Genomic DNA, 18,992 nt, shown 5'->3' with positions numbered 1-18,992 from the left:
GGCACCCAAGGGCGGCCAGAGCGACCAGATCACCGCCAACGCCGTACCCAAGCTCAACCAGGCGGCCGTGGCCGCCGGCACCGCGGACATCGACGCCGTCTCAGGCGCCACCTACACCAGCGCCGGTTACAAGAAGTCCCTTCAGTCGGCCCTGGACAAGGCGAAGGCCTCGGCGGGGGCGGGGGCCGAGTCGGGGGCTGCCGAGGGCTCGGGCAACGCCCAAGCCGCCAAGACCGTCACCGGGGACGCCGCCCAGACCCAGTACGGCGCCGTGCAGGTCCGCATCACCGTCAGCGGCGGCAAGATCACCAAGGCCGAGACCGTCCAGGCACCCAAGGGCGGCCAGAGCGACCAGATCACCGCCAACGCCGTACCCAAGCTCAACCAGGCGGCCGTGGCCGCCGGCACCGCGGACATCGACGCGGTGTCCGGAGCGACCTACACCAGCGCCGGCTACAAGCAGTCCCTGCAGTCGGCCCTGGACCAGGCCGGTGGCTGACACGGTGGCCGAGCCGGCACATACTCCCGCCGCGGTACGTCATGCGGAGGAGGTCATGGGGACGGTCTTCTCCTTTGACGTCCGCGGCGGGGATCCCGGTGCGGTACAGGCGGCACTGCGCGAGGCGGTGGCCGGGCTGCACCGGGTCGACGAGCTGTTCAGCACCTACCGCGGCGACAGCCAGGTGTCCCGGCTGGCCCGGGGCGAACTGACCGTCGACGACTGCGACCCGATGGTCGCCGAGGTGCTCGAACTGGGCGCGGAAGCGGAGCGGGTCAGCGACGGCTGGTTCAGCATGCGCTACGAGGGCCGCCTCGACCCGACCGGCATCGTCAAGGGCTGGTCCGCGGAACGGGCCGCCCGGCGGATGGCGGAGGCCGGGGCGAGTGGGGTGAGCGTCAACGGCGGCGGGGACGTGCAGCTGTTGGGCGTGCCCGGCCCGGAACGTCCGTGGCGCGTCGGGGTGTCGGACCCGATGCGGCCGGGGGGACTGGCGGCGGTGGTCTCCGCGGCGGGGGTCCCTGAACTCGCCGTCGCCACGTCCGGCACGGCCGAGCGCGGCACGCACATCGTCGACCCCCGGACGGGCCGCTCCGCGGTGACCGACCTGGTGGCGGTCACCGTGGTGGCTCCCCAGCTCATCTGGGCGGACTGCTGGGCGACCGCCGCCTTCGCGATGGGCTCGCGGGAGGCACTGGGCTGGTTGGAGTCCCTCCCGGACGTGGAGGCACTCCTGATCACGGCGGGCGACGAGGTGCGGTGCACGGGAGGGCTGGCGGCCCGGCTGGGCTGACCGGCGCGGCTGCCGGGGAGTGCGTCGCGCAGCCCGGCGCCCACGGGGTACCGGCGCGCCCACCCGTGCCGCCCCAGCGACACGACTACCCGCGGCTGAACGGACCTCAGGGGCGCGAGGAACTCCGCGACCAGCCCACACGCACCTGGCACACCGCCGCAGGCCGCCCCAGCGGCACGACTACCCGCGGCTGAGCCGACCTCGGGGGCGCGAGGAACTCCGCGACCAGCCCCACCCGCACCCCGGCACACCACCACGTGCCGCCCCAGCGGCACGACTACCCGCGGCTGAACGGACCTCAGGGGCGCGGGGAACTGCGCGACCAGCCCCCACGCACCCGCACCCGGCGCACCACCGGAACCCGCACCCTCAGTGCCCGTTCCCGTTCTGAGCCAGTCGCAGCAGATGGTCCGCCAGCGCCTGTCCCCCCACGGGATCCCGGCTGATCAGCAGCAACGTGTCGTCACCCGCGATGGTCCCCAGAATGTCGTGCAGCTCGGCCTGATCGATGGCCGAGGCCAAGAACTGCGCGGCACCCGGCGGCGTCCGCAACACCACCAGGTTCGCCGAAGCCTCCGCGGAGATCAGCAGCTCCGACGACAGCCGCCGCATCCGCTCTTCCTTCGCCGACCCGCCGAGCGGCGCCCGAGGGGTGCGGAAGCCCCCCTCGCTCGGCACCGCGTAGATCAGGTCGCCGTCGGTGTTGCGGATCTTCACCGCGTTCAGCTCGTCGAGGTCGCGGGAGAGCGTCGCCTGTGTGACGCTCAGCCCGTCGTCCGCGAGGAGCTTGGCCAACTGGCTCTGGCTGCGCACCGGTTGCCGGTTGAGGATGTCCACGATCCGGCGGTGGCGTGCGGTGCGGGTCTGCGGTACGGCAGGCCCTGCGGTCTGCTCGTGCTCCTGCGCCTGGCTCATCGTCGTCTCATTCTCCGGATCATCCGTCCCCCTTGGCCACGTCCAGGATGCCGGGCAGTGCCTGGAGAAGCGCGTCCACTTCGTCGTCGCCGAGGTTCAGCGCCGGCATCAGCCGTACGACGTCTGGGGCGGGCGCGTTCACCAGGAAGCCGGCGTCCTGAGCCGCCTGCTGCACCTTCGGCGCGAGCGGCTCGGTGAGCACGATACCCAGGAGGAGGCCCGCTCCCCGGACGTGGGCGATCAACGGGTGCCCGAGCGACTCGATTCCGTCCCGCAGTTTCTCGCTCTGCTGCTTGACGTTCTCGAGGAGGCCCTCGGCGGCGATGGTCTCCAGTACGGCGAGCCCCGCCGCGCAGGCGATCGGGTTGCCGCCGAAGGTCGTACCGTGGTGGCCGGGCTGCAGCAGCTCGGCGGCCCGCCCGAAGGCGACCGTCGCACCGAGCGGCAGTCCGCCGCCGAGACCCTTCGCGAGCGTGACGACGTCCGGCAGGACGCCCTCGTGGGCCTGGTACTCGAACCAGTGCCCGGTGCGTCCGATCCCGGTCTGCACCTCGTCCAGCACCAGCAGGCTGCCGGTCGCGGCGGTGATCGCCCGGGCCGCCTTCAGATAGCCGGCCGGGGGCACCACGACGCCGTTCTCGCCCTGGATCGGCTCGATGACGACGAGGGCCGTCTCCTCGGTGACCGCGGCGGCCAGCGCCTGCGCGTCGCCGTACGGCACGTGCGTCACGTCACCGGGCAGCGGCAGGAAGGGCTCCCGCTTGCCGGGCTGGCCGGTCAGCGCGAGGGCGCCCATGGTCCGGCCGTGGAAGCCGCCGTCGGTGGCGACCATGTGGCTCCGCCCGGTCAGCCGCCCGATCTTGAAGGCGCCCTCGTTGGCCTCGGCGCCGGAGTTGCAGAAGTACACCTTGCCGTCACGGCCGAAGTGCTGGAGCAGCCGTTCGGCGAGCGCGACGGGCGGCTCGGCGATGAAGAGGTTGGAGACGTGGCCGAGGGCGGCGATCTGCTTGCTGACCGCCTCGACGATCGCCGGGTGGGCGTGGCCGAGCGCGTTGACCGCGATGCCGCCGACGAAGTCGAGGTACTGCTTGCCGTCGGCGTCCCACAGCTTGGTGCCCTCGCCGCGCACGAGGGGCAGCCGCGGAGTGCCGTAGTTGTTCATGAGCGCGCCCTGCCACCGCGCGGTCAGTTCTTCGTTGCTCATGACTCCCCCTGTGCGTCCTGTGCGTCCGTCTTCTCGTCGGGCACGACCATGGTGCCGATGCCCTCGTCGGTGAAGATCTCCAGCAGGATCGAGTGCTGGACCCGGCCGTCGATGACGCGGGCGTTGGTCACGCCGTTGCGCACGGCGTGCAGACAGCCCTCCATCTTCGGCACCATGCCGGAGCTCAACTCCGGCAGCAGTTTCTCCAGTTGGGAGGCGGTGAGGCGGCTGATCACCTCGTCGCTGTTGGGCCAGTCCTCGTAGAGGCCCTCGACGTCCGTGAGGACCATGAGGGTTTCGGCGCCCAGAGCAGCAGCGAGTGCCGCAGCCGCCGTATCAGCATTGACGTTGTAGACATGTCCGTCGTCCTGGCTCCGGGCGATCGACGAGACGACCGGGATCCGGCCGTCGGCGAGCAGTGCGTCGATCACACCCGTGTCGATGTCGGTGATCTCGCCCACCCGCCCGATGTCGATCAGTTCCCCGTCGATCTCGGGCTGGTGCCTGATGGCGGTGATGGTGTGCGCGTCCTCGCCGGTGAGACCGATGGCGAGCGGCCCGTGCTGGTTGAGCAGCCCGACCAGCTCGCGCTGGACCTGTCCGGCCAGCACCATGCGGACGACGTCCATGGCGTCCTCGGTGGTGACCCTCAGGCCCGCCTTGAACTCGCTGACGATGCCGTGCTTGTCGAGGGCGGCGCTGATCTGCGGGCCACCGCCGTGCACGACGACGGGCTTGAGGCCGGCGTGGTGCAGGAACACCACGTCCTGGGCGAAGGCGGCCTTCAGGTCCTCGTCGATCATGGCGTTGCCGCCGAACTTGATGACGACCGTCTTGCCGTTGTGCCGGACCAGCCAGGGCAGCGCCTCGATGAGGATCTGCGCCTTGGGGAGGGCGGTGTGCTTGCGGGTAGTGCTCATGAGGAGTACGCGCTGTTCTCGTGGACGTAGCCGGCGGTGAGGTCGTTGGTCCAGATAGTGGCCGTCTCGGCGCCGGCCGCGAGGTCGGCGACGATGTGCACCTCGCGGTAGCGCATGTCGACCTTGTCCCGGTCCTCGCCGACGCCGCCCTTCTTGCACACCCAGACGCCGTTGATGGCGACGTTGAGCCGGTCGGGGTCGAAGGCCGCCTTCGTCGTACCGATCGCGGAGAGCACGCGGCCCCAGTTGGGGTCCTCGCCGTGGATCGCGCACTTGAGGAGGTTGTTGCGGGCGATGGAGCGGCCCACCTCCACGGCGTCGTCCTCGCTCGCGGCGTTGATCACCTCGACCTTGATGTCCTTGCTGGCACCCTCGGCGTCCCGGATGAGCTGCTGACCGAGGTCGTCGCAGACGGCGCGTACGGCCTCGGCGAACTCCTCGTACCCGGGGGTGACGTCGGAGGCCCCGGAGGCGAGCAGGAGGACGGTGTCGTTGGTGGACATGCAGCCGTCGGAGTCGACGCGGTCGAAGGTGACCTTGGTGGCGGCGCGCAGGGCCTTGTCCAGGGTCGCGCTGTCGAGGTCGGCGTCGGTGGTGAGGACGACGAGCATGGTGGCGAGGCCCGGGGCGAGCATGCCGGCGCCCTTGGCCATGCCGCCGACGGTCCAGCCGTTCTTCGTCACGACGGACGTCTTGTGGACGGAGTCGGTGGTCTTGATGGCGATGGCGGCCTTCTCACCGCCGTGCTCGCTCAGGGCCTCGGCCGCCTGCTCGACTCCCGGGAGCAGCTTGTCCATCGGGAGCAGGATGCCGATCAGGCCGGTGGAGGCGACGGCGATCTCGACGGCGCCCAGGCCGAGCACCTCGGCGACCTTCTCGGCGGTGGCGTGCGTGTCCTGGAAGCCCTTCGGGCCCGTACAGGCGTTGGCGCCGCCGGAGTTGAGGATGACGGCGGAGACCTGGCCGGTCCTGAGGACCTGCTCGGACCACAGGACGGGCGCGGCCTTGACGCGGTTGGAGGTGAAGACGCCCGCGGCGGCGCGGCGTGGCCCGGTGTTGACCACGAGGGCCAGGTCCGGGTTGCCGTTCTCCTTGATTCCGGCGGCGATGCCCGCCGCCTGGAATCCCTGTGCTGCCGTGACGCTCACGGTGCGACTCCGATCGTGGAAAGACCGAGCTCCTCGGGAAGGCCGAGGGCGATGTTCATGCTCTGGACGGCACCGCCCGCGGTGCCCTTGGTCAGGTTGTCGATGGCGCTGATCGCGATGATGCGGCCCGCGGCCTCGTCGTACGCGACCTGCACCTGAACGGCGTTGGAACCGTAGACGGACGCCGTGGCGGGCCACTGTCCCTCGGGCAGGAGGTGGACGAAGGGCTCGTCGGCGAAGGCCTTGTCGTAGGCGGCGCGGACGGACTCGGCGGTGACGCCGCGGCGCGCCTTCGCGGTGCAGGTGGCGAGGATGCCGCGGGGCATCGGGGCGAGGGTCGGCGTGAAGGAGACGGAGACGGTCTCGCCGGCGGCCGCGCTGAGGTTCTGGATCATCTCGGGGGTGTGCCGGTGGACGCCGCCGACGCCGTACGGGGACATGGAGCCCATGACCTCGCTGCCCAGCAGGTTCGGCTTGGGCGCCTTGCCCGCGCCGGAGGTCCCGGACGCGGCGACGATCACGGCCTCCGCCTCGGCGAGCCCGGCGGCGTAGGCCGGGAAGAGCGCGAGCGAGACGGCGGTCGGGTAGCAGCCGGGCACCGCGATGCGCTTGGACCCCTCCAGCGCGGCGCGGCCACCCGGCAGTTCGGGAAGGCCGTACGGCCAGGTGCCGGCGTGCGCGGAGCCGTAGAACCTCTCCCAGTCACCGGCGTTCTCGAGTCGGAAGTCGGCTCCCATGTCGACGACGAGCACGTCCGGGCCGAGCTGCTCGGCGACGGCGGCGGACTGCCCGTGCGGAAGCGCGAGGAAGACGACGTCGTGTCCGGCCAGGACGTCCGCCGTGGTCTCCTGGAGCACGCGGTCGGCCAGCGGCAGCAGGTGTGGCTGCAGCGCGCCGAGCCTCTGTCCCGCGTTGGAGTTGCCGGTCAGGGCGCCGATCTCGACCTCGGGGTGCGCCAGGAGCAGACGCAGGAGCTCCCCGCCCGCGTATCCACTCGCTCCGGCCACTGCCGCACGTACCGCCATGGGAATACATCCTCCTCTGGAATGGCATGACTATACGTTTCGATGCACGTTTATGCAATTCGATTCATGCATCTCCGTAACCTGTCCGACATGGGGAACACGTTCGGGGCCGGCGACGACGATCTGTATCTGTCCAACAGTGGCACCGCGGTCTTCGTGGAGGTGCTGACACTCGCCGTGTCGGCGCTGGCGGAACGGGACTGGGATCATCGCTTCGCCGGTCTGCCGGCCCTTCAGGACCAGAGCGCCATGGGGCGCGGCGCGGTCGGTTTCGATCTCGGGGAACTGGACTGGGGCGGATCGGGCGCGGCGCGGGCGGCGGCCAAGGGGTTCGTCCTGCGCGTACTCGATCTGGCCGCACAGCGGCACCGCTGGGACGAGCTCGGGTGCGAGCCACCCCACGCGGTCGACCACCTGACGCGCTTCCGGGAGATCGTCGAGGCGTTCGAGCCCCCGGCGTCCGCTCCGGACCCCGACCTGCTCCCAGACCGGGGCGATGGCCTGCTGCGTACCGCACCGGGTGCTGAGCGCGCTGCCGCACTGGGAAGGGTGCCTGTTCTGCCACCGGTGACGGAACCGGCGGTCCGGCGTCCGGGAGTGCCGGGCGTGGGCCGCCGCCCCTGGGACAGCGGCCCACGCCCGTACCGGCTACCTCTGCTTGATCCGCAGGAAGGTGATCGAGTTCGCCGGGAAGGTGTACGTGAACTTGGCGGCGACCCCTGCGTAGACGGACGAAACCGGCGCCACCGCCGTGTCGGTCTCCGTGTTCACCGCGTCCGGCGCGGCGGCCAGCGTGGTGACCTTCGCCCGGGACGCGACCTTCGCACCGCCCAGGTCGATGGCCGTACGGGCCGCCGAGGACTGGGCGTTGACGACCTTGACGATCAGGTCACCGGTCTTCTTGTCCTTGGTGACAACCTGCCGGAAGGGCTCGGCCGGCTTGTCGTCGGTGAAGCTGCCCCACTCCTGGCCGTCGAGGTAGAGGGTGACCTGCCGGCCCCGCACCTTGACGTCGATGTCGTAGGCACGGCCCGTCTCGATCGACCCGGCCTTGGAGACGAGCGTCGACTTGCCGCCGTCCACGGCCTGCTCGACGGCGGACTGGGTGTTGTTCCAGCCGCCCAGGTTCCACCAGTAGTAGTTGCCGGTGTCCTTGACGCCGAAGGCGACGAGGAAGCCCTCCTTGCCGGACTTCTTGGTGGCCTTCACGTGCAGGTCGTAGTCGTGCCAGGACGGGTCGCCGGCCGAGACCATGGTGTTCTCGGCGGCCACGTCGCCCTGCACGTACTGCCCGTCCTGGACGCTCCAGCTGCCGCCGCCGGTGTGGTTCCACCGGGAGGCGTCACCGCTGAAGTCGTCACTGAGCAGCGTCGTCCCGTCCGCGCCGGTGACCTTCACGTCGTCGTACGCCGCTGTGGTCGCCCACGTCGACAGGCCGACCGCTCCGGTGATGGGGGCGAGCAGCGAGGGCGTGCCGGTGGCCGTCGAGGGCACCACGCGGTCGCCGACGTTGTTCATGAACAGCTTCTGGACCTCGTAGTTGGCGGAGTTCCAGGAGGCGTGGTTGTTGAACCACACCATGTCCGGGCTCCACTGCACATAGTCCTCGTTGGCGTACAGCGGGGCGTAGGAGGCGAGCTTGACGACGTCGGCGTTGCGCTCCAGGCCGGTCATGAACGCGGCTTCGGCGAGGCCGTTCTTGAAGGCGTTGCCCCAGGAGGCGTACTCGCCCAGGAAGACCTTCGGGCCGCCGCGGTCGTAGGAGTCGTAGCGGTCGTTGTTCTGCAGGAACCACTGCGGGCTGTTGTAGTAGTGCTCGTCGACCATGGCGACGTTCGCGTCGCGGTTGAGCTGCCAGGCTGTGTCGAAGGTCGAACCGGCGTCGTCCGGACCGGAGTTGGAGACGACCGTGATGTCCGGATACTTGGCCTCGATCGCGGCCCGGAACTGCTTGAACCGGGCCATGTACTCGACCGGCAGGTTCTCCTCGTTGCCGACCCCGAGGTGCGTGAGGTGGAACGGCCTGGGGTGGCCCATCTGCGCGCGCTTCTTGCCCCAGGTCGACGTCACCGGCCCGTTGGCGAACTCGATGAGGTCGAGGGTGTCCTGGATGTGCCGCTCGAGCAGCGCCTCGTCGTCGACGGCCTTGTTCTGGCCGCAGCCGGTCACCAGGGCCGGGACCACGGGCAGGGGCATCGCGCCGACGTCCTCGGCGAAGCGGAAGTACTCGTAGTAGCCGAGGCCGTAACTCTGGTTGTAGCCCCAGAAGTTGGAGTTGGTGGCGCGCTCCTCGACCGGGCCGATGGTGTCCTTCCACTGGTAGGAGCGCTTGCGCTGCCAGTCGGAGGCCTCGCTGTAGTCCTCCATGGAGCCCGTGTTGACGAGGCAGCCGCCGGGGAAGCGCAGGAAGCCCGGATGCAGGGCGGCGACCTTCTCGGCGAGGTCCTTGCGCAGGCCGTTGGACTGGTGCTTGTAGGTGTCTCGCGGGAAGAGGGAGACCATGTCGAGGGCCGCCGCGGCGGAGGAGGCGACGGCGAGCCGGCCGTCGCTGCTGGTGCGGGTCGCGGTGAAGGTGGCGGTGTACTTGGCCCAGCCGCTCCGCGTCACGGCCACCTTGCGGGCGGTGGCCAGCGTGCCGTCGGCGTCCTGGAGGGTGACGGTGAGGGTGGTGCCGCCGGTGGCGCGGGCCCACACCGAGAAGTCGTACTTCTTGCCCTCGTCCACGTGGATGCCGGTGTTGTAGCCGGCGTTCGTGACGGACGAACCGGCGCCCACGGACAGGTAGTTGCGGTTGCGTTCGTTGAGCCGGCCGTCGTCGTTCACGACCTGCGCGGTGCCGTCGACCGTCCAGGAGGTGAGGGGCGTGTACGAGGTGTTGTCGGCGGTGGAGTACTCGAAGGACCGGTTCTGCACGAGCTCGGCGTACAGACCGCCGTCGGCGGCCCGGTTGATGTCCTCGAAGAAGACGCCGTACATCGTGTCGTCGATCTTCGCGCCCTTGGCGGTCGGATCGACGGTGATCGCGTAGTCGGTGACGTCCTCGGCGTGCGCGGGTACCGGGACCGGACCGGCCGCCACCAGGAAGGCGGTGGCCGTGAGACCGAGTCTCCAGCGGGTGCGGGTGCGTGACATGGATGCTCCGCGGCTCAGGGGTGTGGAGTTGTGGGTGCACGAAAAGCGCTGTTCGAAATATCGGGCAATGATCAGCACTTCGAACGGCAAGATAGGGAGGGGGCAGGGACGCGTCAATGGGTCGCACAACAACGGATGGGACGAAGGAGCGGACGGGATGGGCGAGTTCTGGCCAGTGCCGGACGTACTGGCCTATCTGGCCGGGAGCTGGCAGGTGGCACGATCCGTGCGGGACATGACGAGCGGCGCGGAGGGCCACTTCGCCGGTACGACGACTTTCAGCCCGCTGGACGAGGGCGGACTGCTGCACCACGAGTGGGGCACCTTCACCTGGCAGGGCGTCCCCCGCCCCGCCGAACGCACCCTGCGCTTCCTGCCCGGGCCGGCCGGCTCACCCGGATCGGCGGACGTGCGCTTCAGCGACGGACGCCCCTTCCACGACCTGGACCTGACCTCGGGGCGCCATGTCGCCGACCACCCCTGCTCGGCCGACCTCTATCGCGGGGAGTTCACCGTCCGCGACCTGGACCACTGGCGGACCGTGTGGCGCGTGGGCGGCCCCGCCAAGGACCTGGTCCTGGCCACCGACTACGCCCGCGAGGGCTGAGCCGACACTCCGTCGAGGCGGAGGTTCCAGCGCCCCGCACGGCCCGTGACGACGGTCGTCGACAGCGGGCGGACGTCGATGTTCCAGTACGTCGAGGGCGGCGCCTTCAGGGCGTACACCAGGGCGGCGCGGACCACCGAGGGCTCGGCCACGGCGACGATCCGGCCGCCGTCCTCGACGGGGCGGGTGTCCAGCCAGTTCCCGACGCGGGAGATGAACTCCCGCAGCGACTCACCGCCGTGCGGCGTGCTGTTCGGGTCGGCGAGCCAGGCGTCCACCGCCTCCGGCTCGCGGGCCATCGCCTCGCCGAGCGTCAGCCCGCGCCAGCGCCCCATGTCGCAGTCGCGCAGGGCGAGCTGCACCAGCGGCGAGTAGCCGAGGGCGTCTCCGGTGGCGCGGCTGCGCGGGGTCGGCGAGCAGTAGCGCAGCTCGGCCACCGCGAGCGGGATCAGGTCGTGGGCGACACGCTGCACCTCGTCCCAGCCGGCCTGGTCCAGCGGACGGTCGTCCTCGAAGCGCTCGGCGAGCAGCGGGGAGCTGCGCGCGGCGGCGACGAACGTGACCCGTAGTTGCATGCGGCGATGGTGAGTCGCGAAAGTCCGCAGGTCAAGAGGTGTTACCTGGGAGTTATGGAGCCCGGATGCCCCTGGACGAGCGCCATCCACTGGTCGGGCTTCTCCAAGGGCGCGAACCCGAGCTTCTCGTACACCCCGTGGGCGTCGTGCGTGGCGAGCAGGATCCTCCGGAGCCCGTACGGCCGCAGCTCCTCCCGCACGGCCCCGACGAGCGCCGTGCCGATCCCCTTGCCGCGCACCGACGGATCGACGTACACGTCGCACAGCCACGCGAAGGTCGCCCGGTCCGTGACGACCCGGGCATACGCCACCTGCTCCCCTGATACCGACTCGTACACCCCGAAGTTGAGCGACCCTTCGATCGCCCGGTCCTGCTTCTCCCGGGGCCGCCCGATCGCCCAGTACGCGTCGGTGGACAGCCAGCGGTGCACCCGCCCGGCGTCGATGCGGTCGGGGTCGGTGGAGAGCTCGTAGCCCTCGGCGAGGCTCGGGGTGTCGGTCATGCGGGGAGGTTCGCAGGTCGCCGGCTATGACGTCGAGCCGTTTTCCGAGAGCTCCGAAGCACCTCCGAAGCAGCTCCGATCCATCTGCGGCACCTCTGATGCACCTCTCTAGAGCACCTCCTCACAGGCCGTACGAAGCCGCCGCACCCCTTCCGTGATCTCCCCCGTCCCCGCCACCGCCGCGAAGCTCAACCGCACGTGTCCGGCAGGCGGTTCGGCGCTGAAGTAGGGACGGCCGGGGGTGATCGCGACACCCGCGCGCTGGGCGGCCGCCACCAAGGCCGCTTCGTCGGTGCCGTCGGGGAGGCGGAGCCACAGGTGGTAGCCGCCGGACGGGATGTGCGGGAGGGCGAGGACGGGCAGGTCGAGCCGCAGCGCGGCCGTCATCGTGTCGCGCCGGGCCTTCAACTCGGCGGAGGTCGCGCGCAGATGGCGCGGCCATGCGGGCGAGCCGACCAGTTCGAGGGCCGCCTCCTGCAGGGGGCGGGGCACGAAGAAGGTGTCGACGACCTGGATGGCCCGCAGCCGCTCCAGCACCGGCCCGTGCGCGGCGAGCGCGCTCACCCGGAAGCTGGGTGAGGTCGCCTTGGTCAGCGAGCCGACGTGGACGACGACGCCGTCGGGGTCGTCGGCGGCCAGCGGACGCGGCAGCGCACCCGCGTCCTCGTGCACGAGCCGGCGTACGAAGTCGTCCTCGACGACGAACGCGCCCGCCTCGCGCGCGATGCGCAGCACCTCACCGCGCCGTTCGGGGGCGAGCACGGCGCCGGTCGGGTTCTGGAACAGCGGCTGGCAGACGAAGACCCGGGCGCCGGTGGCCCGGAACGCGTCGGCGAGCAGGGACGGCCGTACGCCGTCCGCGTCGACCGGGACCGGGACCGGGCGCAGACCGGCCGCGCGGGCGATCGCCAGCATGCCCGGGTAGGTGGGCGACTCGACGAGCACGGGCGCGCCGGGCGGGGCGAGCGCGCGCAGCGCGGTGGTCAGCGCGGACTGACCGCCGGAGGTGACCAGCACCGCCGCGGCCGTGACGCTGCCGCCGGGACCGCCGATGCTCCGCGCGAACCACTCCCGCAGCTCCGGCAGCCCCTCGATGGGCGGTCTCCCCCAGGCGCCGGGGCGACGGGCCGCGCGGGACAGCGCGGCGGCCATCGCCCGCTCCGGTTGCAGGGAGGGGTGCAGATAGCCGCCGTTGAACTCGATCACGCCGGGCGCCGGAGCGGCCAGCGAGACCAGGACACCGGACGCGTCCACCGAGCGCGGTACGAGCTCGGCGGCGCCGTCCGCGCTGAGGGCGACCTCCTGCCAGGAGGTGTCACCCACGGCAGCGGCCTGGGTGCGCGGTCGGGCCCGGAAGGCGCCGGCGCCGGGCCGGGTGACCACCAGCCCCTCGGCAGCCAGCTGGGCGAGGGCTCGCGAGACGGTCACCGGGCTGACCCGGAAGCGCTCGACGAGGGCACGGCTCGACGGGAGCTTTCCACCCGGCGAGTAGCGGTCCAGCTCCCGACGCAGCTGATCCGCCAGACCTTCCACACTGCTACGCTCTTGCATGAGAGCACAGAGTAGCGCTATCGCACCGAGCCGGATAGCGGTCACGCCTTCGAACGGGACGTCGACCGGCAGCAGCGGAACGACCGCAGCCGGCACCCTGCAGGCCGCCCTCGGCGTCGTCGCCTTCTCCCTCACGTTCCCCGCCACCGCCTGGGGCCTGGAGGGCTTCGGCCCCTGGTCCCTGGTCGCCGTGCGCAGCGTCCTCGCGGCGCTGATCGCGGGCGGCTGTCTGCTCGCGCTGCGCGTACCGGTACCCGCCCGGCGCCACTGGCCGGGGCTGGCGGTGGTCGCCGCCGGTGTCGTCGTGGGTTTCCCGCTGCTGAGCACACTCGCGCTGGAGACCTCGACGACCGCGCACGCCGCCGTCGTGGTCGGCCTGCTCCCCCTGACCACCGCCCTGTTCTCCGCCCTGCGCATGGGCACCCGCCCCTCCCGCACCTTCTGGGCCGCGGCACTCGCGGGCGCCGCCGCGGTGGCCGCCTTCACCGTCCAGCAGAGCGGCGGTGCCCTGAGCACCGCCGACCTGTACCTCTTCGGGGCGCTGCTGGTGTGCGCGGCCGGCTACACCGAGGGCGGCCGGCTGGCCCGGGTCATGCCGGGCTGGCAGGTCATCGGCTGGGCGCTGGTGCTGTGCCTGCCGCTCGCCCTGCCCGCCGCCGCGCTGGCGCTGTCGTACGAACCCCTCCGGCTCACCGCGCACAGCGTGGCCGGGCTGCTGTGGGTGGCGGCCGGGTCGCAGTTCTTCGGCCTTGTCGTCTGGTACCGGGGCATGGCCGCCATCGGCATCCCCAAGGCCAGCCAGTTGCAGTTGGCCCAGCCTCTGCTCACACTGGTGTGGTCGGTGCTGCTGCTGGACGAGCACTTGACGGTGGCCGCACCGCTGACGGCCGCGGCGGTGCTCGTGTGCATCGCCGTCACGCAGCGGGCGCGAGGCTGAACGGCTTGCACGCACCGGTCCCGACCGGGCCCTGCGCCGTAAGACTCAAGGCCACGGACCGCTGCTCCCGCACATGGTGAGGAGGCCTGACAGATGCGTGCAACCGTGGGCGACCAGCTTGTCCAGCACGGCAGGGTGGTCGGACAGAACGACAAGGTCGGCGAGATCGTCGAGGTGATGGGGCAGGAAGGCAACCCCCCGTACCGCGTCCGCTTCCAGGACGGGCACGAGGGCGTGTGCTCACCCGGCCCCGACACCGAGATCCGACACCGGGAGACCAACCACTAGGGCAGCTTCAGGCCTGGCCCTGCGGGGTCCTCGCCGGCCGGCCGTAGTGGTCGGCGACCACCCGTGCCATGGCCCCGATCGGATCCGTCGCCACGTCCTTGGCGGCGAAGAAGACATGCCCGCGCACCTCGGGATGGTCCTGGGCGAGCGTGAGGTGCCGGGAGAGTTCGGCGGGGTCCTGCCAGGCCTCGGGCTGCGCCGGGGCGCCGGCCTTGTACAGCGCCTCACCGGCGTACACCTGCGTCCCGGTGCCCCGGGCCACCTCCGCCCACCAGGGCAGCAGGTTCGCGTAGTCGGCGGTGGCGAAGCCGATGTGCCAGTACAGCTGCGGGACGATGTAGTCGATCCAGTTCTCCCGGACCCACTTGCGGGTGTCCGCGTACAGGTCGTCGTACGTCTGCAGCGCACGGGTGTCGGAGCCCAGCGGGTCGGTGGTGGCGTTGCGCCACACCCCGAAGGGGCTGATGCCGAACCGCGCTGCGGGCCGGATCGCCTTGATCCGGGCCGAGGTCTCGCGCACCAGCAGGTCGATGTTGTTCCGCCGCCAGGCGGCCCGGTTCGGGAAGCCACCGCCGTGCCTGTCGTAGGCCGCGTCGTCGTCGAAGCTCTGGCCCGCCACGGGATACGGGTAGAAGTAGTCGTCGAAGTGCACGGCGTCGACGGGGTACTTCTCCACCGCGTCGAGCATCGCGTCCTGGACGAAGGCCCGGACCTCGGGCAGCCCCGGGTTGTAGTAGAGCTTTCCGCCGTACGGCACCACCCAGTTCGGATGCCGTCGGGCGGGGTGGGTCTCGACGAGCTGCTCGGGGTCGTTGTGGGTGGCGATCCGGTACGGGTTGAACCAGGCGTGCAGTTCCAGGCCGCGCGCGTGCGCCTCCCGGACGGCCGTGTCCAGCGGATCCCAGCCGGGGTGCCTGCCCTGGGTGCCGGTGAGGTACCGCGACCAGGGCTCGTACGGCGAGGGCCACAGGGCGTCGGCGGTGGGACGTACCTGGAAGATCACCGCGTTGAGGCCGCTCTCCGCGGCCCTGTCGAGGTGGGCGACGAGTTCGGCCCGCTGGTCCGCCGCGCTCAGGCCCGGCCGGGAGGGCCAGTCCCGGTTCGTCACGGTCGCCAGCCACACGCCCCGCATCTCGGCGGCCTTCCGCGGCCGGGCCGCCCGGTGGCCCGGTGCGGCCGACGCACCGCCCGAGGCCGACGTGAGCGTCGCCAGCGCGGCCAGCGCGAACGCCCGTCGTGACACTCGTCCCATTGCACACACCCCTGTACACGGCGGATCCGCCTGGTCACGGACCGTCTTCGCGCCCCAGGATGCCCGACGGAAGCCCCACCCCGGCGATCGATCATCGATACTTGGCGGTAACGTGCACGAACGGAGCAGGCGCACCGGACCCACGCGCCCTGCGATGCCCGTAGACCAGCGAAAGGGACGATGTGACCGACATCGAGCGCGTCGGAGTGGTCGGCTGCGGCCAGATGGGAGCGGGCATCGCCGAGGTGTGCGCCCGCGCCGGCCTGGACGTGAAGGTCGCCGAGACCACCGGCGAGGCCCTGGAGATAGGCCGGACCCGGCTGTTCAACTCCCTGGCGAAGGCCGCCGAGCGCGGCAAGATCTCCGAGGAGGAGCGGGACGCCACACTGGCGCGCCTGAGCTTCACCACCGACCTCGGCGAGTTCGCGGACCGCGACCTGGTCATCGAGGCCGTCGTCGAGAACGAGCAGGTGAAGACCGAGATCTTCCAGGTGCTCGACCAGGTCGTCACCCGGCCCGACGCGATCCTGGCCTCCAACACCTCCTCGATCCCCCTGGTGAAACTGGCGGTCGCCACCTCGCGGCCCGACCACGTCATCGGCATCCACTTCTTCAACCCGGCCCCGGTGCAGCAGCTCGTCGAACTGATCCCGGCGCTCACCACCTCGGAGGGCACGCTCGGCCGGGCCCAGGTCTTCGCCGAGAAGGTGCTCGGCAAGCACGCCATCCGCGCCCAGGACCGCTCCGGCTTCGTGGTCAACGCGCTGCTGATCCCGTATCTGCTCTCCGCTATCCGGATGTTCGAGTCGGGCATCGCCAGCCGCGAGGACATCGACAACGGCATGGAACTCGGCTGCGCCCACCCGATGGGCCCGCTGAAGCTGTCCGACCTGATCGGTCTGGACACGGTGGCCTCCGTGGCGTTCTCGATGTACGAGGAGTACAAGGAGCCGCTGTACGCCGCTCCCCCGCTGCTGCAGCGCATGGTCGACGCGGGCCGGCTGGGCCGGAAGTCGGGATCGGGCTTCTACACGTACAGCTGACTGCACAGTGCTCGTTACAGGGTGCTGATGACACAGTGCGACGGCCACGGGCCCGGCACTCTTCGGAGTGCCGGGCCCGTCGCATTCACACACCGTGTGCGCCCCGGGCTCGCATATGCCCCTCGCACACTCTCCCCACGCGCCCACCAGGCGAGTTGACTCTTCATGCGCATGCAAGGGATGTGACGACTACAGAAAGGAGCGGACTCGTGACCGCCGACCCCGAGCATCCCGTGGTCCATGGGGAACTCGCAGAGTTACGACGCCGACTCGACGTGGCGTACGCCCGCGTCGAGGGAGGGCTGGCCCTGCTCAGTCATCGCACCGAGGAGACCGGCAAGGAGCTCGACGACCTGGCCGCCCGGATCATCGCCCTGGAGCACGCCCGCTGGCCGCTGCCCGCGGTCGCGGTACTCACCGCCATGGGCGCGCTCGTCGTGACGATCTGGCAGGCCCTGGGGCACTAGTACGGCTCCAGGACGCGAGGGGGGCGTATCAGGGCGTGGCGTCCTGCCCGAGTCGGAGATGATGCAGCAGCAGTAACGCGGCCGCCATGTTCGCGGCCGGGACCTCACCGCGGGCGACCATGTCGGGGACGAGCTTGAGGGGAACCCATTCCCGGCGGTCCGACTCGAAGTCGTCCACGGGGTGTCCGAGGTACTCGCCCTCGTCGGCCCAGTAGATGTGGTGCCGGGCGTCGGTGAGCCCGTTGGACGGCTCCACGCTCATCAGGTGGCGCAGGGGTCCCGGCCGCCAGCCGGTCTCCTCCTCGAGTTCCCTGGCGGCCGCCGTCGCGATGTCCTCGCCGTCCTCGACGACACCCGCCGCGAGTTCCCACCCCCAGCTGTCGGTGATGAAGCGGTGTCGCCACAGAAGGAGCACCTCATTGGCCTCGTTCACCACTGTGGCAACGGCCACGGGCCGCAGTCGTATCAGGAAGTGGTCCAGGTGCCGGCCGTCCGGCAGCTCCACATCTGCCAGGTTGACGGTGAACCAGCGATTTCCATACACAGTTCGTTCGTTCTGTTTCGTCCACTGCACGGTTCTGCCACCTTCCGTCGAGTAAGTGGCAATATCGCAGCAGGAACGATGAGTGTCGGCGGTCGTGTGCCGGTCCTACAGCGGTACGCGCAGTGCCCCGTCGATGAGCGCGGCGGCCTCGGCGGTGCCCGAGCAGCCGCTGCGCACCAGGTGTTCGCGCACCGCCCGGAGTCTGTCGCGCAGGCGCTGGGACTCCATTCCGCGGGCCTGCTCGGCCATCTGCACCGCGATGACCACCGCCTTGTCGGCGTTGCCCTGGCGCAGTTCGATCGTGCTGAGCATGGCGAGCCGGTGCACCCGGCCCCGGTCGTGGGCGGGGTTGTCGACGGCGGCCATGGCGTGCTCCCGCGCCGCCGCCACCTCCCCCAGGCTCAACAGCGCCTCCGCCACCTGGACGTTGACGAGTCCCGGCTGGACATAGCCCGTCTCGTCCGGCTCGTAACCGCGCCGGATGCGTTCGGCGGCCTGCTCGGCCCGCCGGATGCAGGACAGCGCGCTGGTGCCGTCGCCGAGGTGCGCGTACGCCTTCGCCTGCATCGCGTACAGGTCGGAGGCGAGCGCCGGGGTGATGTTCCGGCCGGCGGCACGCAGCGCGGCCTCGGCGAAGGCGACGGCCTGCCGGTACTCCCGCATGAACAGCGCCTGGTTGACCAGAAGGGCGATCACGTACGCGCCAAGACCCCGGTCCCCACTGGCCTTCGCGAGCCTGAGCGCCTGGTGGAAGTAGCGCTGGGCGAGACCGTGCGCGTCGGAGTCGTACGCGCAGATTCCGGCGACCGCCACCAGACCGCCGGTGGCCCGGTGCAGTTGACGGCCCGTCTCGTCGGTGTAGCTGCCGCGCAGCAACGGGGCGGCCTCGGCGTTCAGGAAGCCCACGATCCGGGCACGGGTCGCGACCCCGCCGGCCTTGCGGTACATCTGCTCGTAGTGCGTACGGGCCGCGCGCAGCATCTCGAGGTCGGCCGCCGTGACCCGGTGCCGGCCACCGCGTGAGACGTCGACGTCCTCGGGCGGGTTCTCCCACTCCCACACGGGCATGACGGCGGGCGTGCCCGTGACCGCGGGAGCGCCCAGGATGTGCGGGCGCTGCTGCTCGTCGGAGCGCCACAGGGCGGTGGCCCGCTCCACGAACCCGGAGAGCGAGGTGCCGTGCGGGGCGGACGGCTCGCCGGGTACACCGAGGCCTATGTCGTCGAGGGTGACGGGTCGTTGCAGCCGGACGGCGAGCACCTCGCAGATCAGGTCGGGCACCTGACCGCGGGGCCGCTGTCCCTTCAACCACCGCGCCACGGCGGTGTGTTCGTATCTCAGCGCGAGACCGCGCGCCCGGCCCGCCTGGTTCACATGGGCGGCGAGTCCCGCGTGCGAGATGCCCGCCTCGTCCAGGATCGCGTCGAGCAGAGTGTTGGGCTGCATGGGATGCCCCCCGGGTGCCTCGGTGCCGACAGAGTAGTGGGTCCTCGTTCACACGGGGTGCGAACGGAGTACTCGAATCCGCGCTGTGTGCACACTGTCGCGGAGAGTTTCCAGCCGGTTGACTGAAATGCCTCGCAAGAGGC

19 protein-coding genes are annotated in these 18,992 nt (G+C 70.9%); 7 read left to right on the top strand and 12 right to left on the bottom strand.

The window, feature by feature from the left end:
- Together ACFWWR_RS23645 and ACFWWR_RS23640 are read left to right on the top strand one after the other, a co-directional pair.
- A partial coding sequence (locus ACFWWR_RS23645; RefSeq protein WP_383864828.1) for an FMN-binding protein occupies positions 1-499 on the top strand: 499 nt, incomplete at its 5' end.
- Positions 500-554: 55 nt separating this feature from the next.
- Complete coding sequence (locus ACFWWR_RS23640) at positions 555-1,292, top strand: FAD:protein FMN transferase (RefSeq protein WP_384305117.1); 738 nt, start codon at positions 555-557, stop codon at positions 1,290-1,292.
- 369 nt (positions 1,293-1,661) lie between these two features.
- Here ACFWWR_RS23640 and ACFWWR_RS23635 read toward each other — a convergent pair whose 3' ends face one another.
- From ACFWWR_RS23635 to ACFWWR_RS23610, 6 genes are all read right to left on the bottom strand, one after another.
- Positions 1,662-2,207 (bottom strand): arginine repressor, encoded by a 546-nt coding sequence (locus ACFWWR_RS23635; protein WP_383864831.1) that lies wholly within the window; start codon positions 2,205-2,207, stop codon positions 1,662-1,664.
- Positions 2,208-2,226: 19 nt separating this feature from the next.
- Positions 2,227-3,411 carry an acetylornithine transaminase gene (locus ACFWWR_RS23630; RefSeq protein ID WP_383864834.1) on the bottom strand — a complete coding sequence of 395 codons (1,185 nt, stop codon included), beginning with the start codon at positions 3,409-3,411 and terminating at the stop codon, positions 2,227-2,229.
- A complete protein-coding gene (argB, locus tag ACFWWR_RS23625) occupies positions 3,408-4,331 on the bottom strand; it encodes an acetylglutamate kinase (RefSeq protein ID WP_383864837.1) in 924 nt (307 codons plus the stop codon). Before argB ends, ACFWWR_RS23630 begins: the two co-directional genes overlap by 4 nt.
- Positions 4,328-5,479 carry a bifunctional glutamate N-acetyltransferase/amino-acid acetyltransferase ArgJ gene (gene argJ / locus ACFWWR_RS23620; RefSeq protein ID WP_384305115.1) on the bottom strand — a complete coding sequence of 384 codons (1,152 nt, stop codon included), beginning with the start codon at positions 5,477-5,479 and terminating at the stop codon, positions 4,328-4,330. Before argJ ends, argB begins: the two co-directional genes overlap by 4 nt.
- Complete coding sequence (argC, locus tag ACFWWR_RS23615; RefSeq protein WP_383864842.1) at positions 5,476-6,504, bottom strand: N-acetyl-gamma-glutamyl-phosphate reductase; 1,029 nt, start codon at positions 6,502-6,504, stop codon at positions 5,476-5,478. Before argC ends, argJ begins: the two co-directional genes overlap by 4 nt.
- 648 nt (positions 6,505-7,152) lie before the next feature.
- Positions 7,153-9,636: an alpha-L-arabinofuranosidase C-terminal domain-containing protein gene (locus ACFWWR_RS23610; RefSeq protein WP_384305113.1), complete on the bottom strand. Its 2,484-nt coding sequence runs from the start codon at positions 9,634-9,636 to the stop codon at positions 7,153-7,155.
- 157 nt (positions 9,637-9,793) lie between these two features.
- Here ACFWWR_RS23610 and ACFWWR_RS23605 point away from each other — a divergent pair, with 157 nt between their 5' ends.
- Positions 9,794-10,243, top strand: a complete 450-nt coding sequence (locus ACFWWR_RS23605; RefSeq protein ID WP_383864851.1) for a DUF6314 family protein — start codon at positions 9,794-9,796, stop codon at positions 10,241-10,243.
- On the opposite strand, the gene ACFWWR_RS23600 is transcribed toward ACFWWR_RS23605, so the two are convergent.
- The 3 genes from ACFWWR_RS23600 to ACFWWR_RS23590 all read right to left on the bottom strand — a co-directional run bounded on the left by ACFWWR_RS23600 (position 10,225) and on the right by ACFWWR_RS23590 (position 12,872).
- Complete coding sequence (locus tag ACFWWR_RS23600; protein ID WP_383864854.1) at positions 10,225-10,818, bottom strand: histidine phosphatase family protein; 594 nt, start codon at positions 10,816-10,818, stop codon at positions 10,225-10,227. The genes ACFWWR_RS23605 and ACFWWR_RS23600 overlap by 19 nt on opposite strands.
- Positions 10,819-10,859: 41 nt before the next feature.
- Complete coding sequence (locus tag ACFWWR_RS23595; RefSeq protein ID WP_384305111.1) at positions 10,860-11,321, bottom strand: GNAT family N-acetyltransferase; 462 nt, start codon at positions 11,319-11,321, stop codon at positions 10,860-10,862.
- 108 nt (positions 11,322-11,429) lie between these two features.
- On the bottom strand, positions 11,430-12,872 hold the full coding sequence (locus ACFWWR_RS23590) for a PLP-dependent aminotransferase family protein (protein WP_384305108.1): 1,443 nt from the start codon (positions 12,870-12,872) through the stop codon (positions 11,430-11,432).
- Here ACFWWR_RS23590 and ACFWWR_RS23585 point away from each other — a divergent pair.
- Positions 12,871-13,809, top strand: coding sequence for a DMT family transporter (locus ACFWWR_RS23585; protein WP_384305105.1), 939 nt, complete (start codon positions 12,871-12,873; stop codon positions 13,807-13,809). The genes ACFWWR_RS23590 and ACFWWR_RS23585 overlap by 2 nt on opposite strands.
- A 93-nt stretch (positions 13,810-13,902) precedes the next feature.
- On the top strand, positions 13,903-14,097 hold the full coding sequence (locus ACFWWR_RS23580; protein ID WP_217239707.1) for a DUF1918 domain-containing protein: 195 nt from the start codon (positions 13,903-13,905) through the stop codon (positions 14,095-14,097).
- A gap of 7 nt (positions 14,098-14,104) precedes the next feature.
- Here ACFWWR_RS23580 and ACFWWR_RS23575 read toward each other — a convergent pair whose 3' ends face one another.
- A complete protein-coding gene (locus tag ACFWWR_RS23575) occupies positions 14,105-15,349 on the bottom strand; it encodes a glycoside hydrolase family 10 protein (protein ID WP_384305102.1) in 1,245 nt (414 codons plus the stop codon).
- Positions 15,350-15,531: 182 nt separating this feature from the next.
- Here ACFWWR_RS23575 and ACFWWR_RS23570 point away from each other — a divergent pair, with 182 nt between their 5' ends.
- Both ACFWWR_RS23570 and ACFWWR_RS23565 read left to right on the top strand, forming a co-directional pair.
- A complete protein-coding gene (locus ACFWWR_RS23570; RefSeq protein ID WP_383864870.1) occupies positions 15,532-16,392 on the top strand; it encodes a 3-hydroxybutyryl-CoA dehydrogenase in 861 nt (286 codons plus the stop codon).
- Between the two features lie 209 nt (positions 16,393-16,601).
- Positions 16,602-16,859 (top strand): hypothetical protein, encoded by a 258-nt coding sequence (locus ACFWWR_RS23565; RefSeq protein WP_383864873.1) that lies wholly within the window; start codon positions 16,602-16,604, stop codon positions 16,857-16,859.
- A 28-nt stretch (positions 16,860-16,887) separates the two neighbouring features.
- Here the strand turns inward: ACFWWR_RS23565 and ACFWWR_RS23560 are convergent, their stop codons facing one another.
- Entirely contained in the window at positions 16,888-17,433 is a 546-nt protein-coding gene (locus tag ACFWWR_RS23560; RefSeq protein WP_383864876.1) for an NUDIX hydrolase, read from the bottom strand.
- A 75-nt stretch (positions 17,434-17,508) separates the two neighbouring features.
- Entirely contained in the window at positions 17,509-18,849 is a 1,341-nt protein-coding gene (locus ACFWWR_RS23555; RefSeq protein ID WP_383864879.1) for a transcriptional regulator, read from the bottom strand.
- Between the last annotated feature and the right edge of the window lie 143 nt (positions 18,850-18,992).

This window comes from Streptomyces sp. NPDC058678 (assembly GCF_042714835.1).
GTDB lineage: Bacteria > Actinomycetota > Actinomycetes > Streptomycetales > Streptomycetaceae > Streptomyces.
The sequence above is the reverse complement of the archived record's forward strand: the minus strand, read 5'-3'. Positions and strand labels throughout refer to the sequence as shown.